Below are 16598 nucleotides of genomic sequence, written 5' to 3'. Positions count from 1 at the left end.
ATGTATATGTTAAGTATTATCGGATTATTGACCATCGTCCTGATCGTCGGTTTATTGATCAGCAATAAAATTACGCCGATTGCAGCACTGGTGCTGGTGCCGATTGTTGCAGCCTTTGCAGCCGGCTTTAACTTCGCAGAAATTGGCGAGTTTTTCAACAGCGGCATTGAATCGGTTATGAGCGTTGTCGTGATGTTCATCTTCGCTATTTTGTTTTTTGGCATCATGCAAGATGTCGGACTTTTTGATCCCTTGATCAATAAAATGATCAAAGTGTCCCGCGGGAATGTGATTGCGGTGGCAGTTGGCACCGTGTTAATTGCAGCAGTCGCCCATTTGGACGGCTCCGGTGCTTCGACTTTCCTCATTACCATTCCGGCGTTGCTGCCGCTTTACAAACGCCTGAAAATGAATCCGTATTTATTGCTGCTGCTAGTCGGTGCTTCAGCAAGTGTCATGAACATGGTTCCTTGGGCGGGTCCTCTCGGCCGGACCGCAGCAGTTCTTAGTATGGACGTCACGGAATTATGGCGTCCGCTGATTAAAGTGCAAGTGATTGGGCTCGTCTTATTAATCGGATTGGCTGTACTGCTCGCAATCCGGGAAAAACGGTTAATCGCCAAACGCGGCGATTTCAACCAAGCCTTATTTGAAGAAGCTGATCCGTTAAGCAAAACCGCAGAAGACGAAGCGTCGCTTAAAGCCCAGTCCCTCCGCCGCCCGAAATTATTAGGGGCGAATGCATTGCTCGCGCTTGCCGTAATCGGGATTCTTGTGTGGGGAGTTATCCCTGCCGGCTTCGCTTTCATCATTGGTGTCAGCATTGCGCTGCCGCTAAACTATCCGAATATGAAAGATCAAATGGAGCGCATTAAAGACCATGCACCGAATGCATTGTTGATGGCTGCCATCATCCTTGCGGCCGGTTCGTTTCTTGGCATTTTAAACGGGACATTGATGCTCGATTCAATCGCAAAAGACCTTGTCACCATCTTGCCAGCATTTGTGCTTCCGTATATTCATCTTGTGATCGGCTTTTTCGGGGTTCCATTCGATTTGCTGCTTAGCACGGATGCCTATTACTTCGCTCTTTTGCCGATTGTTGAACAAGTGGCATCAAGCGCTGGCGTTTCCTCACTGTCTACTGCGTATGCGATGATCATCGGCAACATCATTGGTACCTTCGTCAGCCCGTTTTCTCCGGCACTGTGGCTTGCTCTCGGCCTTGCCGGTCTGGAAATGGGCCGCCACATCCGCTACTCGCTTTTGATCATGTGGAGCTTCAGCATTGTGCTGCTTGTCATTTCCATCCTGATTGGCGTCATTTGAACAGAAAAAATACCGCTTCCCAAAATCGGGAGCGGTATTTTTAATTGCTATTCATTCAATTGCCGGTCCGGCTAAATTCACGGATCCGTTCGCCGATTGCATCGCGGACCCTTTGGAAAACCTGCCATTTTTCTTCTTCTGTGCCTTCCGCTTTTGCCGGATCTTCAAATCCCCAATGAGCGCGTTTTACATGGGGCGGAGTTACCGGGCATTTATCTGCTGCGTCGCCGCATAAAGTAACCACAAAATCAGCGTGATTAAGAATATCCAGATCAATTCTATCCGATGTTTGAGCAGAAATGTCAATTCCCACTTCCTTCATCGCTTTGACTGCATTTGGATTCAAGCCGTGCGCTTCGATTCCCGCACTTAGCACTTGCCAATCCTCGCCAAGAATTTCTTTCCCCCAGCCTTCAGCTATCTGGCTGCGGCAAGAATTGCCTGTACATAAGAAATACAAAGTTCTTTTTGCCATAATGAAAACTCCTTTCAAAAAACAAATGGTTCTGACCTCACTCTTTCGCAGCGAGCGGGGATTTGATGAAGAACGAAATGACCAATCCGACAGCCGCTAAAATCAAGCCGAATGCGAAGGCGTTTTGAATGCCCGCTGTCAAAGACGCGGCGATGGCAGAAGGATTTGCCGGTTCAGCCGCACCTTTTAGGAAACTTTCCTGCGATGTGGACATGATCGTAATCGCGACAGCTGTACCGATTGCGCCGGACACTTGCTGCAGCGTATTCATTAACGCTGTACCGTCCGGATACAAGTTTCGCGGCAACTGGTTCAAGCCATTTGTCTGAGCGGGCATCATGACCATCGAGATGCCGATAAATAAGAATGTATGCAGTACGATGATCCAGTAAATGGACGTTTCGGTTGTAACGTTTGTAAATTGCCAAAGCATGATCATCATGAGGATGAATCCGGGTGTCACGAGTCCGCGCGGTCCGTACTTATCAAATAAGCGTCCCGTCACCGGTGACATCAATGCGTTCAAAAGCCCGCCTGGCAGGAGCACAAGCCCCGCGATTAAAGCAGCTAAGCCAAGCCCCGTCTGCAAGTAAAGCGGCAGCAGGATGCTCGTTGACAAAATAACCATAAAGGCGATGAAGACGCTCAATAAGCCCAATGTGAACATCGGAAACTTAAAGACGCGCATATTGATCATCGGCTGCTTCATTTTCAGTTGACGCAATACGAACAGGGACAGGGCGATGACACCGACAAGCAAAGTCGATACAACAATCGCGCTTCCCCATCCTTCTTCTCCTGCACTGCTGAAACCGTAGACGATGCCGCCAAAACCGATCGTCGAGAGAATGATGGAAACCACATCGATTTTCGGTTTGGTGATTTCAGAGACATTTTGCATGAAGACAATGCCAAAAACTAAGGCAAAGACTAAGAACGGCAATGAAATCCAGAAAATCCAGTGCCAGTTCAAGTTTTCAATCAATAAACCGGAAATCGTCGGCCCAATGGCAGGCGCCGATACGATAACCAGCCCCATCAATCCCATGATTGCTCCTCGGCGATGGACCGGATAGATGACCAGAATGGTATTGAACATCAGCGGCAACAATAAGCCGGTGCCGATTGCCTGGATAACACGGGCTACCATTAAAACTTCAAAAGTTGGCGCCAGCGCTGCGAGCAACGTCCCTCCGATCGAAAAGCCGAGTGCGGCCATGAACAGCTTGCGCGTTGTAAACCATTGCAGCAATAGACCTGATACCGGCACCAGGATGCCGAGCGTTAACAGGTAACCGGTCGTCAGCCACTGAACGGTGGCTGAATTGATATTGAATTGCATCATCAAATCCCCTAATGCCATATTTAAAGCCGTTTCACTGAAAAGCCCGATAAAGCCGGCAATCAGGAAAGAAATGAGGATGGGGGTGGTTCTGAAAATAGGTTGTTTCGGTAAAGCGGTTGTTTCGGCCATGAATGAGTTCCTCCAATAATCATAAATCTACATGTTTCGGTTTGGACAATGCAGGATGGCCGCTTGGTGTGCGAAGGATGGTTGCTTGACCCGGCAATTTTCAAAAGGGGCCTGCCTCCCCTTTTTATCGTCGTCCGGCCAACCAAGTGTCTTTCTGTATTTCTTCTATAACCGCCAAGGGGATTCTGCAGCCCGTTTTTTTCTCCTTTGTCCATACTACCTCATTCAGGGCAAACAAAAAAGAAGGGCTGTGAATGTAAGCCCTTCCTTTCTTAAAAAATAGAGATGCGAGAGATCAAGCGAGCTCTGCGACTTCAAGCAGGTGTTCAAAACGGTCAATTTTTTGGTCGAAGCTTTCTACTTCGCCAAAGCCATACGCAGCATAGACAAAAGGAATTCCGGCATACCCAGCCGCTTGCTGATCGCCTATTGTATCGCCTACATAAATTGGATCCTTCAGCCCGTTCCGCTCCATCAGCAGCTGAATGTTTTCGCCTTTCGTCAATCCTGTTCTTCCCGGATTTTCAAAATCCTTAAAATACTCCTCCATCTCATGGAAAGCGAGAAAAGCTTCAATATAGCCTTCTTGGCAATTGCTGATGATGTAGAGCGGATACTTTTCTGCGAGCTGGCCGATAATTTCCTTCACCTCGGGGTAAAGCACCCCTCCGCTTTTCTTCAAATAAACGCATTCAATTTCCCCGCACGTCTCGATCAACTCATTCCTCGCCGTCTCATCATATTGCGGAAACAGTTTCTTCATGATGTCCGGCATTTGAAGGCCCATCGTCGATTTTAAATCTTCGACCGTGATCGGCTCAGCGTCCAGCTTGTTTTGCTCGATTGCGGCGTTCCACGCAGCAGCGACGATTTTCCGGGAATCCCATAACGTTCCATCTAAATCAAATATGATGCTATCCACTGGCGTCCTTCCTTCCTTTCTTTCTCAAACAAAAACGGAAGCAGTTTGCTTCCTTCAATGATCAATTTACTTTTTTCGAGCTGTTCCAATACATTTCCCGCAGCCGGAACTTTTGCAGTTTTCCTGTCGCTGTTTTCGGCAGTGCTTCAACAAATTCAATCGATTTCGGCGCTTTAAAGTGCGCCATTTTCGAACGCGTATAATCGATGATTTCTTGTTCTGTTACCGTTGCTCCCGGCTGCAGCACAATAATGGCTTTTGGCACTTCGCCCCATTTTTCATCCGGCACGGCAATGACGGCGACTTCCATCACGTCGGCATGCTGGTAAAGCACGCCCTCGATTTCCGTAGACGAGATATTCTCGCCCCCTGAAATGATCATGTCCTTGATCCGGTCCTGGATCTCGATATAGCCATCTGGATAAGTAACGGCTAAATCGCCTGTATAAAACCAGCCATCTTTGATCGCTTCCGCTGTTTTTTCAGGATCCTTGTAGTAGCCGCTCATAACGACGTTGCCGCGTGTGATGATTTCGCCGAGTTCTTTGCCGTTCCAGGCCACTTCACGGCCATCTTCTTGATTGACCACTTTCGTTTCTCCGTTGAAGGCCAGTTCAATTCCTTGCCGCGCTTTTATTTCTGCCTGTTCTTCCGGCGTTTTGCTGTTAAACTCCTTTTTCCATTCACAATAAAGGATGAACGGGGACGTCTCCGTTAACCCGTAGACATGCATCATGTTCAAGCCGAGAATCTGCTGGGCTTTTGCGATCAATGCGGCAGCAGGCGGAGCCCCGGCTGTCGCCATCCGCGGATTGGTGGTGATTTTCACTTGTTTTGACTTCGGTTCATTGACAAGCATGTTCACGACGGTCGGAGCCCCGCAAAGAAGCGAAATGCGGTGTTTCTCAAATAGCTCGAGTATGAGCGGAGGATCCACTTTCCGAAGGCACACATGCGTCCCGCCGGCAGCTGTCAATGCCCAGATCCCGCCCCAGCCATTGGCATGAAACATCGGCAAGGTGTGCAGATAGACATCATCATGGGTGACATTCAGATGATGCAGAAAGTTTGCCGCATTTAAATAATTGCTGCGGTGCGTCAGCATCACGCCTTTAGGGTTTGAAGTCGTGCCGCTTGTGTAGTTTAACGTCAGCATCTGATTTTCGTCGATCTCGCCTTCAGGCAATTGCCCTTCGCTTCCGGATGAAGCAATAAACGATTCATACGTTTCTCCCTCAATGCTTGAGCCATGTCCGTCCACTTCGACGACAATATATTTTTCAATTGGCAATTCTTTTTGGATAGTTTCAATGATTTTCCCGAATTCGGCATCGACGATCAACATCCGTGCATCGCTATGGCGAATGATGTATTCCAAGTCTTTAGCAGTCAGGCGGTAATTCAGCGGAACCATGACCGCACCTAGCTGGCAAATGCCATAGAAGCTTTCCAGCATATAGTGGGTATTCGGCAGCATGACCGCTACATGGTCGCCCTTTTGGATGCCTGCATTATGTAGGGCTAGAGACAATTGATCGGTGCGCTTACCAAATTCCCGGTATGTAAACGACTTTTCTTCATCAATGACCGCCGTCTTGTCAGGATAGTACTTGATCGCACGGCGTTTCCAATCGAGCGGTGTTAAAGGTGCAAACATAATAAACGTTCCTCCCTTATATCCAAAGATTTTGCCTCTGCAATAGATCAAGTATATTTCTGTGGAGAAAGAGTGTCAAATGAATCGTCGGAATTCACCGACAATTAGAGGAGTGGCCATTCGGTCATGCTATATGATTATGTTTTGTTTACATAATTTATTTATTTAATCAATAAGTATGGACTTATATGAATGATTTCAAATTCAATTGAGTTAGTATACATAATAAATTTATTAATTCTATAAGCGTTTGCTTATGTATCAATTCTAGTCCTCTACATACCAAAAAAAACACTGCCCAAGGACAGTGCTTTTTAAAGTCTATTCTTCTGTTTTCGTTTCTATCCGATATGCGGCAATGACTTTTCCATCCGCCCCTTCATCTAAGATGAACGATCCATTCGAATAGCGGTCAACCGTCTTCAAGTTATTCGCTGGCAGATTCATGCGTATGCCTTTAGCTGTTTCAAGAAGCACTTCTTCCTTCCCGGCAGCGGCCATAACAGCAACTACTCGGTGAGGGTTCGATTTCAACTCGCGCAGCATGACCACACCACGCTTCGCCCGGCTCCCTACTTCAAATTCCTGAAGCTTCATTTTTTTCGCAGCTCCACGGTGTGTTACCAAAATCAAATCCTGTTTCTCATCCGGATTGATCAGGATGGCAGATACCACTTCGTCGCCGTCTTTTAAATTGACGCCTTTAACGCCGGCTGTACGAAGCCCTGTAACCGGAATTTCTTCAATTGGGAATCGCACGCCATATGCTTGGTTTGTTCCGATGAAAAGTTCGGTTTCTTTTTTCATCACCCCGGCAAAAATCATAGCATCGTCTTTTTTCAAATTCATTGTTTTGATTGCACGGGAATAGCGCTGCACATGATAGTCCTTCAAGGCAGAGCGTTTGACCAATCCGTTTTTCGAGACAGTCAAGATATAAGCGTCGTCTTCGAAATTCTCAAACGGATATGCTGCAAGAATCGATTCATTCGGCTCCAACTGCACAATGCTTGATAAATGCTGGCCTAAGTCTTTCCATTTAATATCCGGCAATTCATTCACCGGCTGGTAGACAAAGTTGCCGGCCGTTGTAAACAGCAAAATGGTATTTTGCGTATTCAGATTGCCTTCAAACAGCAGATGGTCCGTCTCTTTCATCGCAAAATCCTGGCCGTTGGATGCCGCGTGCGAGCGGGTGCTTGTACGTTTCACGTATCCTTCTTTTGTTACGGTGACTACCACATCTTCACTCGGAATCATCACTTCGCGGGTAATCGTGATTTCCTGGATTTTCTCTTCAATGGAAGAGCGGCGCGGCTCTGCAAATTGCTTGCGGACATTCGCCAATTCTTTCTTGATGACATTCTTCAGTTTCGTAGCGCTTGTCAAAATTCCCGTCAATTCCGCAATCAGCTTTTTCAAGCTCTCCGCTTCCGCTTTCAGTTCCGTGATATCGGTGTTCGTCAAGCGGTATAGCTGCAAGGAAACGATGGCTTCTGCCTGGGCTTCCGAAAACGCGTAGGAAGCGATTAAATTATTTTTCGCATCGCGTTTGTCTTTCGAAGCGCGGATCGTTTTGATGACTTTATCCAGAATAGATAGCGCTTTGATCAATCCTTCGACAATATGCATGCGGTCATTGGCTTTTTGCAGATCAAATTCCGAGCGTTTCGTCACGATCTCTTTTTGGTGGTCAATATACGCATCGAGCATCGTCGGCAGCGTCATCATCGTTGGACGGCGGTTGTAAATCGCCACCATATTGAAGTTATAGCTGACTTGCAAATCGGTATTTTTGTAGAGATAATTCAAAATGCCGTTCGCATCCACGTCTTTTTTCAATTCGATGACAATGCGCAGCCCACTTCTATCCGACTCGTCGCGAACTTCAGAGATCCCTTCCAATTTGCGGTCAAAGCGGTGGTCGTCGATTTTTTTGATCATCGAAGCTTTATTGACTTCGAATGGAATTTCGGTGATGACGATCTGCTCTTTTCCGCCTTTAAGCGGTTCAATAGCGGCTCTTGAGCGGACAATGATTTTTCCTTTACCGGTTTCATAAGCCTTTTTAATGCCGTCCACTCCTTGGATAATTCCCCCTGTCGGGAAATCCGGTCCATGGATGACGGTCATCAACTCGTCAACGGTCGCTTTCGGATTGTCCATGCGCATCAATACAGCATCCAATACTTCGTGCAAGGCATGGGGCGGAATATCGGTAGCATAACCGGCCGAAATACCGGTCGAGCCGTTGACTAATAGATTCGGGAAGCGCGACGGCAAGACGGTTGGCTCCATATCCGAATCATCGAAGTTCGGAATGAATTCAACGGTCCGTTTATCAATATCGCGCAGCAATTCCGAGGAAATCGCGGATAGCCGCGCTTCCGTATAACGCATGGCTGCCGGTGAATCGCCGTCCATCGACCCGTTGTTTCCGTGCATTTCTACGAGCATGTGGCGGATTTTCCAGTCCTGGCTCAAACGCACCATGGCTTCATAGACAGAACTGTCTCCGTGCGGGTGGTAATTGCCGATAACATTCCCGACGGTTTTCGCCGATTTGCGGAATGCCTTGTCATTTGTATTGCCTTCTTTGTACATCGCGTAAAGGATCCGCCGCTGTACAGGCTTTAAGCCGTCCCGGGCATCGGGCAGTGCGCGGTCCTGGATGATGTATTTGCTATAGCGCCCAAACCGATCGCCGATGACTTCTTCTAATGGCAGATCTTGGTAACGTTCGGTTTGTGTCATACAAGCTCCTCCTCAGCATGAATCAAATCATTTTCTAGAATATTGGCGTCTTCCTCCATGCCGAAGTCGACGTTGCTTTCAATCCATTTCCTTCTTGGTTCTACTTTATCGCCCATTAAGGTCGTGATTCTGCGTTCAGCGCGTGCGCCGTCTTCAATCGTCACGCGGATCAAAGTCCGCGTCTCCGGATTCATCGTCGTTTCCCATAATTGGTCCGCGTTCATCTCGCCAAGTCCTTTATAGCGCTGCAGCATATAGCCTTTGCCGACTTTTTTGGTGGAAGCTTCAAGATCCGCTTCCGTCCATGCGTAGTCGACCACTTCTTTCTTGCCGGCGCCCTTTGATACTTTGTAGAGCGGAGGCAAGGCAATAAAGACTTTTCCGGCTTCGATCAATGGTTTCATGTAGCGGTAGAAGAACGTCAACAGCAGCACTTGAATATGCGCGCCGTCTGTATCCGCATCGGTCATGATGATGACTTTGTTGTAGGCGATGTCGTCAATGGAGAAATCCGCTGATACGCCTCCGCCAATGGCGTGGATGATCGTCGAAATTTCCTCGTTTTTCATGATTTCTTCGAGTTTCGCTTTTTCGGTGTTGACGACTTTTCCGCGGAGCGGCAAGATCGCCTGGAAGGTCCGGTCGCGGCCTTGCTTCGCGGAGCCGCCGGCAGAATCCCCCTCGACTAAGTAGAGTTCGTTTTTCGCCGCGTTGCGGGACTGGGCCGGCGTCAATTTACCGGACAATAATGCATCCGATTTCTTGCGTTTTTTGCCGTTGCGGGCATCTTCCCGTGCTTTTCTTGCCGCTAAGCGGGCCTGGGAAGCACGGATGGCTTTTCGTACAAGCGATGCACTCAGCTCCGCATTTTCCTCAAGGAAATACATCAATTTCTGCGATACGACAGCATCGACGACGCTGCGGGCTTCGCTCGTGCCGAGCTTGCTTTTCGTCTGCCCTTCAAACTGCAGCAGCGCTTCCGGAATGCGGACCGATACAATCGCCGCTAATCCTTCGCGGATGTCTGAGCCTTCCAGGTTCTTGTCTTTGTCTTTCAGCAAATTGATTTTCCGTGCGTAGTCATTGAAGACACGCGTCATAGCGGCTTTCGCACCGGTTTCGTGCGTGCCGCCGTCACGAGTTCGCACGTTGTTGACGAAGGACAGAATCGTTTCCGAATAGCCGTCGTTGAACTGGAAAGCGAATTCGACTTCCATCTCTTCCTGCTGGCCTTCTATATAAGCGACAGGATGCAAAACATCTTTTTCTTCGTTCAAATAGCCGACAAACGCTTCAATTCCTGTTTCAAAGAAAAACGTATCGTGGGCATCCGTGCGTTTGTCCGTTAACTCGATTTTTAAGCCTTTTAATAAAAACGCAGATTCGCGCAAGCGCTCGCATAAGGTTTCATAATTGTATTTGGTTGACGAGAAAATGGTATCGTCCGGCAGGAAATGGATCGAGGTGCCGGTTTCTTTAGTCGAACCGATTTCTTCGAGCGTCGTTATCGGCTTTCCGCCGTTTTCAAAGCGCTGGCGGTATTTTTTGCCGTCGCGGTGAATTGTCACTTCGAGGAATTTGGACAATGCGTTGACGACCGAAGCCCCCACGCCGTGGAGTCCGCCACTCGTTTTATAGCCGCCTTGTCCGAACTTTCCTCCGGCGTGCAAAACGGTCAAAATCACTTCCGGCGTCGGTTTTCCGCTTCGATGCATTCCTGTGGGCATGCCCCGGCCGTAATCCCGTACGCTTAAACTATTGTCTTCGTGGATGGTCACATCTATTTTTTCACCAAATCCGGCCAATGCTTCATCGACCGAGTTGTCGACGATTTCATAGACCAGGTGGTGCAAACCTCTTGCATCGGTTGAACCGATATACATACCCGGGCGTTTTCTAACGGCATCTAGGCCTTCGAGTACTTGAATTGCTTCTTCGTTGTATGCCGTATTTTGAATTTTGGCCATTGCTTTCCCTCCATCAAACATCTGTTCGTACATCTCACTCTTTTAATCGTATCGATAACGGTGCTATCTGTCAATAATCACAGAAAAAGAGAGCTTTGCGCCCTCTTCCCCTTGGTGATCTTATTTAAGGATGGCATGTTCCACTTTGATGCACCGGTCCATGATGACCGTGTAGCCTTTTTCGGTCAAGTCATTGAAGACTTCTTCATCGACAACGTTCAATTGCGTCCAGAACACGGGGCAATCGATCCTTTTGAAATCTTCCGCAAGATCCGGTAAAAATTCACTGCGTCTGAAAACGTTGACGATGTCGACCGGCTCCGGCAGATCCAGCAAAGAGGCGTAGCTCTTTTCCCCTAAGACTTCATCGGCTGCCGGGTTGACCGGAATGATCCGGTATCCCGCTTTTTGCATCGCTTCGGAAACCATATAGGACGTCCGGTTCACGTTCGGGCTAAGCCCCACGACTGCAATGGTTTTTGCAGCATCCAACACTTTTTTGATTTCTTCACGGCTTGGATTGTTCATGCAATTCACCTGTCCTTTTTCCGTTTTTCTTTGCATTAACAGTATCATGCGAAGCCGATGATTTCACTCATCAACCGCTGTGTTCCTCTATTGTATCATATCCGACAGCAATCAGCATTTGCAATCCGGCACTCGATATTGTCGGATGAATGCGCTTCATGTTAAACTTGAACTATAAATATCAGCTGTTTAAAGGAGTTAAACATGGACATCTTGCTTCCAGTCATACTAGCCTATTTGCTCGGCTCGATCCCGTCCGCTTTGTGGGTAGGGAAAATTTTTTATAAAACGGACATCCGGACAAAAGGAAGCGGCAATCTGGGCGCGACCAATACGTTCCGCACCCTCGGCATCAAAGCAGGCATTGTGGTGACGGTTCTCGATATTTTAAAAGGAACGGCAGCAACCCTCATTCCGCTTTATATGGACACCAACATCCATCCGCTGGTATTTGGGGTCATTGCGGTCATTGGCCACATGTTCCCGATTTTCGCGAAATTCAAAGGCGGCAAAGCGGTTGCGACGTCCGGCGGCATTTTGCTCGGCTACCAATGGCCTTTGTTCATCGTGGCGGTAGTTGCTCTGCTGATTGCCTTGAAAATCACTAAAATGGTATCGCTGTCATCAATCATCCTTGCGGTCGTTGCGGTCATCTATACGTTGATCTATGCACTGAACACAGGGGATTATCCGTTTTTGATCGTCATCATCATCCTCGCATCATTTATCATTTTCCGGCACCGGGCGAATATCGCCCGCATCAAAGCCGGTACGGAACCAAAAGTCAAATGGCTGTAGCTGAATGAAAGGGCGTGCACATTACGTGGAAATCAAAATCACTGAAGATGCATTTACATGGTTCCATAACGAAATGGAAGTTGAATCCGGCGACACCGTGCGATTTTTCGTCCGCTACGGAGGCGCAGGAAATCTGCAGCCCGGCTTCTCGCTCGGCGTCACAAAAGACGAGCCGGACGAGGCGGCTGTGAAAATCGAACAGGACCAAGTGACCTACTATATCGAAGAACGGGACATTTGGTATTTTGACGGCCACGACTTAGTCGTCTCGGTTAATGACGACCTGCACGAACTGGATTATTCATACGAAAAAGAAAAAGCGTGAGGCTCCTCACGCTTTTTCTTTTTTGAATTTATTCAATTGATCGAGCATGCCTTCGGCTTCCATGATGCGGACCTGGTGTTCCCCAAAAAGGTCAAAATGCGGATAGTTGCCGCGCAGGTCCATCCATTCCGGTTTCAGCCCGTATTGGCTGCCCCATTTTTCGAGTTTTTCCAGATTGCTGCAGCCGACTTTTGTGACGGTCGACGAACCCGGGAAGCGCTCATCGATCCAATAATGGGTCAGAAAAGCGATTTTTTCTTCCTTCACGTCCTGCTTCCAGCGATTCAATTCGTCCCGCTTAATTCCGAACGCCATCGGGTGACTTCCTTTTGATTTCTTCGTATTTCGCATGCCATTCCGGATAGATTTTCTGGATCGATACGGGGCGGAAAGTGTCTTTTTTCACGACGACATGCTCGGATGTCGCTTTCGCAGCAAGTGTCCCATCTTCGTGGAGCACTTCGTAGCCGTATGTTGTGCGCAAACGGCCGTGATCTTCCACCCACGTCCGCACGATGGCTTTTTGGCCGTAGCGAAGCGCGGCTTTGTATTGGATTGAAATGTCCGTCACCGGCGACAGGTAGCCGTCTTCTTCCATTCCAGCATATGTAAACCCTAAGTCTTCGATCAATTTCGTCCGGCCGATTTCCAGCCAGATGATGTAATTGGCGTGGTAGACGACGCCCATTTGATCGGTTTCCGCATAGCGGATTTCAATTTCTTTTTCACTAATGTGCATTTCCTTTTCACCTCTGTCTGTAAGTATACAAAAAATCCCGTTAGAAATAAAAAATAAGCTGCCGAGAATTTTCTCGGCAGCTTATTGGCGATTACGCTTTTCTTAAGCTTCTACTAATTTTCTGCGCAGTACCATTTGAAGGATCCCACCATGGCGGTAGTAATCCACTTCAACTTCAGAGTCGAAGCGCACTAATGCGTCGAATTCTGTTACTGTGCCGTCTTCAGCAGTTGCAGTGACTTTCAAGATGTCGCGTGGTTTCACGTCATCCGTCAAGTTAACGGAGATGCTTTCGCGTCCAGTCAACCCTAGTGAATCAGCGTTTTGTCCATTCACGAATTGCAATGGAAGAACACCCATCATCACAAGGTTTGAACGGTGGATACGCTCATAGCTTTCTGCGATAACTGTTTTAATGCCAAGTAAGAATGTCCCTTTCGCAGCCCAGTCACGTGAAGAGCCCATGCCATAGTCTTTGCCCGTAAGCACGGCTAGGCCGGTTCCTTGTTCCTGGTATTTCATCGCTGCGTCATAGATCGGCATGATTTCACCCGTTGGCCAGTAAGTCGTGAAGCCGCCAGTTGTTCCTGGAGCCACTTGGTTACGGATACGGATGTTCGCGAATGTTCCGCGCATCATGACTTCATGGTTTCCTCGGCGTGAGCCGTAAGAGTTGAAGTTGCGTGGTTCTACGCCGTTTTCGCGCAAGTATTTCCCTGCTGGTGTATCTTTGCCGATTGCTCCAGCTGGTGAAATGTGGTCAGTCGTGATCGAGTCAGCGAATTTCGCCACTACACGGAGATCCGTAAGTGTTTGGATTGGCTGTGGCTCTCTTGAAAGACCTTGGAAGAATGGCGGGTTTTGAATATAAGTCGAATTCTCATCAAAGTTGTAGAGAGAATCGTCATTTGTTTCAATCGCATTCCATGTTTCGTTCTCGTCGAAGACGCGCGCGTATTCTTTACGGAACAATTCAGGCGTCACTGTGCTCTTCACGACTTCGTTTACTTCTTCCGTCGTTGGCCAGATATCACTCAAGAACACATCGTTGCCTTGTTGGTCTTGTCCGATTGGGTCGTTTTGAAGATCGATATCCACAGTACCAGCTAATGCATAAGCAACAACTAACGGCGGTGAAGCCAAGTAGTTTGCTTTTACAAGCGGATGGATGCGCCCTTCAAAGTTACGGTTACCGGAAAGAACAGAAGTTACCAACAAGTCGCTGTCGAGAATCGCTTCTTCAATTTCAGGAAGCATCGGGCCAGAGTTCCCGATACATGTTGTACAGCCGTATCCGACCAAGTTGAAGCGGATTTGCTCAAGGTAATCCAAAAGACCAGCTTGCTGCAAGTAGCCCGTTACAACTTTTGAACCTGGTGCCAATGACGTTTTCACGTAAGCTGGCGGCATTAAGCCTTTTTCAACCGCTTTTTTCGCAACAAGTCCAGCGCCAAGCATAACGTATGGGTTAGAAGTGTTCGTACAAGATGTGATGGCAGCGATGCCGATGGCGCCTGTCTTCATTTGGGCTGTAGAGCCGTCTTTGAAGTTGACAGTAGCTGTCTTGTTGATTTCTTCTTCGCCAAGTGCAAAACCGTGCGGGCCTTCAGGTCCAGTAACCGCTTTGTTGAATTCCGTTTTCATTTGAGAAAGAGGAATCAAATCCTGCGGGCGTTTTGGTCCAGAAAGGTTTGGCTCGACTGTTGAAAGGTCAAGTTCAATTGTATCTGTGTAAATCGGATCTTTATCTGCATCGAAGAACATGTCGTTCGCCTGCAAATAAGCTTTCACTGTCGCGATGTGGTCTTCTTCGCGGCCAGTCAAGCGCATGTAGTCAAGCGCTTCTTCATCAACTGGGAAGAATCCGCAGGTAGCGCCGTATTCCGGTGCCATATTCGCAATTGTTGAACGGTCTGCAAGCGGCAATGTCGTAACACCCGGACCGTAGAATTCCACAAATTTCCCAACTACGCCTTTTTGGCGAAGCACTTGTGTAATTTTAAGCGCCAAATCCGTAGCTGTTGCGCCGTTTGGCAAGGCATTTGTCAATTTCACTCCGATTACTTCAGGAATCGGGAAGAATGAAGGTTGTCCAAGCATTCCAGCTTCCGCTTCGATACCGCCGACGCCCCATCCAAGAACACCAAGACCGTTGATCATGGTTGTATGGGAATCCGTTCCGACTAATGTATCCGGATAAGCTTCGAATGTACCGTCTTCGTTCGCAATCGCATGGACGACGTTCGCTAAGTACTCAAGGTTAACTTGGTGAACGATCCCTGTCTCCGGCGGAACTGCACGGTAGTTGTCGTAAGCTTTTTGAGCCCAGCTAAGGAACTGGTAGCGCTCTGCGTTGCGTTCGAATTCCAATTTGGTGTTGATTTTCAATGCTTCGTTAGTGCCGTAGCTGTCTACTTGCACCGAGTGGTCAACCACTAGATCAACCGGTACGTCTGGATTGATTTTGTTAGGATCTCCACCCATTTCAGCCATAGCTGAACGAAGCGCTGCCAAATCGACAACTACTGGAACTCCTGTAAAATCCTGTAGAATAACGCGGGAAGGTTTGAACGGAACTTCAGCTTCCTTGTTAGCGTTCTTGCCCCATTTTGCAAGTTCTTCTACATGCTCGTCTTTGATGACGTATCCGTCGTGCTGGCGCAGGACAGACTCTAAAAGGACTTTAATTGAATAAGGAAGTCGTGATACTTTCGCGATTCCTGCTTCTTCTAATGCAGCTAAACGATAGTAGTTATACGTTTTGCCATTTAGCTCAAAAGAAGTACGGCTGTTATGCAAACTGCTTTTTGCCATGATCATGTTCCTCCTTTAAATCTTCTGAAAAGGCTCTTGTTAGCGTCTTTTCTCCTCTTCTATCATAACGAATCCAGAAGCATAAGTAAATTACATTAAAATTATAGAATGTGATAAGTTTTTCCAATTACTAATTCGTACTACCCTGAAGTTTTTCCAATGTCTTTTCCAACTGCTTCAGATGTCGCTTTTCATGCAGGCCCACAAACGGAAACCATTGAATCAGAGGCACTTTCCCGAAAACAGGATGCGGCAATGATTTTGCTTCTAGCGCATCTTCCGGCGCGTCTCTATAGACTTGGTCGAGCAATGCTGTGGACGCCTCCAACCGTTTCTTCATCTCTTCAAGAGAGACGAAGCCATTTGTTGGAACCACATATTTCGGGGCATCCACTTTAATCAATCGGCTAACGGTCAATTGAATCGGTTTCTTCCGTACTTTTTCGCTTTCGCTTTTCGCCAGCTCTTTGCGGATATTTTGGGCGACCACCGATTCCATCAGCTGTAGATGATCGAGGATTTGCATGGGAGACCACTCTTCCGGCGAAGGTTTCGTATTTAACACTTCGTCGGGAATCCCTTCGACCGCGTTTAAGACGGCTGTCCGCACTTTTGCATTTTCTTCTTTGTACATTCGAATGCCTCCATTTTTTGCTCATAAGCCATATGCCTTCTTGTATGCCATACCCCATTTCCACCAAATAAAAGCATTTTGCCTGTAAGATCGAAAATGACAGGAATTCCTTCAAAAAACCGCGTGAATACTGGATTTCAAAGGGGAAAGTGCGTTCTATTCCATCCAATGAATGGTATAAT

14 protein-coding genes are annotated in these 16598 nt (G+C 47.7%); 3 read left to right on the top strand and 11 right to left on the bottom strand.

The features are described from left to right. Positions 1–6: 6 nt before the first annotated feature. Positions 7–1329: a CitMHS family transporter gene (locus MTR82_RS09985; protein ID WP_246808883.1), complete on the top strand. Its 1323-nt coding sequence runs from the start codon at positions 7–9 to the stop codon at positions 1327–1329. A gap of 55 nt (positions 1330–1384) precedes the next feature. Here the strand turns inward: MTR82_RS09985 and arsC are convergent, their stop codons facing one another. The 7 genes from arsC to MTR82_RS09950 form a co-directional block, all read right to left on the bottom strand. Continuing rightward, positions 1385–1804, bottom strand: coding sequence for an arsenate reductase (thioredoxin) (gene arsC / locus MTR82_RS09980; protein WP_246808882.1), 420 nt, complete (start codon positions 1802–1804; stop codon positions 1385–1387). 37 nt (positions 1805–1841) lie between these two features. Then, positions 1842–3278 carry a DHA2 family efflux MFS transporter permease subunit gene (locus MTR82_RS09975; protein WP_246808881.1) on the bottom strand — a complete coding sequence of 479 codons (1437 nt, stop codon included), beginning with the start codon at positions 3276–3278 and terminating at the stop codon, positions 1842–1844. A gap of 295 nt (positions 3279–3573) precedes the next feature. After that, positions 3574–4200: an HAD family hydrolase gene (locus MTR82_RS09970; RefSeq protein WP_246808880.1), complete on the bottom strand. Its 627-nt coding sequence runs from the start codon at positions 4198–4200 to the stop codon at positions 3574–3576. A 61-nt stretch (positions 4201–4261) separates the two neighbouring features. After that, positions 4262–5857, bottom strand: a complete 1596-nt coding sequence (locus MTR82_RS09965) for a long-chain-fatty-acid--CoA ligase (protein WP_246808879.1) — start codon at positions 5855–5857, stop codon at positions 4262–4264. Between the two features lie 321 nt (positions 5858–6178). Then, positions 6179–8611: a DNA topoisomerase IV subunit A gene (gene parC, locus MTR82_RS09960; protein WP_246808878.1), complete on the bottom strand. Its 2433-nt coding sequence runs from the start codon at positions 8609–8611 to the stop codon at positions 6179–6181. Further along, positions 8608–10578, bottom strand: coding sequence for a DNA topoisomerase IV subunit B (gene parE, locus MTR82_RS09955; protein ID WP_246808877.1), 1971 nt, complete (start codon positions 10576–10578; stop codon positions 8608–8610). The genes parC and parE overlap by 4 nt, the downstream gene beginning before the upstream one ends. Before the next feature lie 120 nt (positions 10579–10698). Then, a complete protein-coding gene (locus MTR82_RS09950; RefSeq protein ID WP_246808876.1) occupies positions 10699–11106 on the bottom strand; it encodes a CoA-binding protein in 408 nt (135 codons plus the stop codon). 204 nt (positions 11107–11310) lie between these two features. Here MTR82_RS09950 and plsY point away from each other — a divergent pair, with 204 nt between their 5' ends. Beyond that, positions 11311–11904: a glycerol-3-phosphate 1-O-acyltransferase PlsY gene (gene plsY, locus MTR82_RS09945; RefSeq protein WP_246808875.1), complete on the top strand. Its 594-nt coding sequence runs from the start codon at positions 11311–11313 to the stop codon at positions 11902–11904. Positions 11905–11929: 25 nt separating this feature from the next. Beyond that, positions 11930–12229, top strand: a complete 300-nt coding sequence (locus MTR82_RS09940; protein ID WP_052654504.1) for a HesB/YadR/YfhF family protein — start codon at positions 11930–11932, stop codon at positions 12227–12229. Between the two features lie 6 nt (positions 12230–12235). On the opposite strand, the gene MTR82_RS09935 is transcribed toward MTR82_RS09940, so the two are convergent. The 4 genes from MTR82_RS09935 to MTR82_RS09920 form a co-directional block, all read right to left on the bottom strand. After that, positions 12236–12544 carry a hypothetical protein gene (locus tag MTR82_RS09935; RefSeq protein ID WP_246808874.1) on the bottom strand — a complete coding sequence of 103 codons (309 nt, stop codon included), beginning with the start codon at positions 12542–12544 and terminating at the stop codon, positions 12236–12238. After that, positions 12528–12968, bottom strand: a complete 441-nt coding sequence (locus MTR82_RS09930; RefSeq protein ID WP_246808873.1) for an acyl-CoA thioesterase — start codon at positions 12966–12968, stop codon at positions 12528–12530. The genes MTR82_RS09935 and MTR82_RS09930 overlap by 17 nt, the downstream gene beginning before the upstream one ends. Before the next feature lie 102 nt (positions 12969–13070). Then, positions 13071–15782 (bottom strand): aconitate hydratase AcnA, encoded by a 2712-nt coding sequence (gene acnA / locus MTR82_RS09925; RefSeq protein WP_052651693.1) that lies wholly within the window; start codon positions 15780–15782, stop codon positions 13071–13073. A 130-nt stretch (positions 15783–15912) separates the two neighbouring features. Continuing rightward, positions 15913–16416 (bottom strand): DinB family protein, encoded by a 504-nt coding sequence (locus MTR82_RS09920; RefSeq protein WP_246808872.1) that lies wholly within the window; start codon positions 16414–16416, stop codon positions 15913–15915. Positions 16417–16598 lie beyond the last annotated feature (182 nt).

Source organism: Planococcus ruber (assembly GCF_022819085.1).
GTDB classification, from domain to species: domain Bacteria; phylum Bacillota; class Bacilli; order Bacillales_A; family Planococcaceae; genus Planococcus; species Planococcus ruber.
The sequence above is the reverse complement of the archived record's forward strand: the minus strand, read 5'-3'. Positions and strand labels throughout refer to the sequence as shown.

Excerpts from the sequence above, each read along its gene's own strand:
- MTR82_RS09930 (WP_246808873.1), bottom strand. The coding sequence starts at position 12,968 with ATGCACATTAGTGAAAAAGAAATTGAAATCCGCTATGCGGAAACCGAT.
- acnA (WP_052651693.1), bottom strand. The coding sequence starts at position 15,782 with ATGGCAAAAAGCAGTTTGCATAACAGCCGTACTTCTTTTGAGCTAAAT.
- arsC (WP_246808882.1), bottom strand. The coding sequence starts at position 1,804 with ATGGCAAAAAGAACTTTGTATTTCTTATGTACAGGCAATTCTTGCCGC.
- MTR82_RS09920 (WP_246808872.1), bottom strand. The coding sequence starts at position 16,416 with ATGTACAAAGAAGAAAATGCAAAAGTGCGGACAGCCGTCTTAAACGCG.
- MTR82_RS09965 (WP_246808879.1), bottom strand. The coding sequence starts at position 5,857 with ATGTTTGCACCTTTAACACCGCTCGATTGGAAACGCCGTGCGATCAAG.
- MTR82_RS09950 (WP_246808876.1), bottom strand. The coding sequence starts at position 11,106 with ATGAACAATCCAAGCCGTGAAGAAATCAAAAAAGTGTTGGATGCTGCA.
- parE (WP_246808877.1), bottom strand. The coding sequence starts at position 10,578 with ATGGCCAAAATTCAAAATACGGCATACAACGAAGAAGCAATTCAAGTA.
- MTR82_RS09935 (WP_246808874.1), bottom strand. The coding sequence starts at position 12,544 with ATGGCGTTCGGAATTAAGCGGGACGAATTGAATCGCTGGAAGCAGGAC.
- plsY (WP_246808875.1), top strand. The coding sequence starts at position 11,311 with ATGGACATCTTGCTTCCAGTCATACTAGCCTATTTGCTCGGCTCGATC.
- parC (WP_246808878.1), bottom strand. The coding sequence starts at position 8,611 with ATGACACAAACCGAACGTTACCAAGATCTGCCATTAGAAGAAGTCATC.
- MTR82_RS09985 (WP_246808883.1), top strand. The coding sequence starts at position 7 with ATGTTAAGTATTATCGGATTATTGACCATCGTCCTGATCGTCGGTTTA.
- MTR82_RS09975 (WP_246808881.1), bottom strand. The coding sequence starts at position 3,278 with ATGGCCGAAACAACCGCTTTACCGAAACAACCTATTTTCAGAACCACC.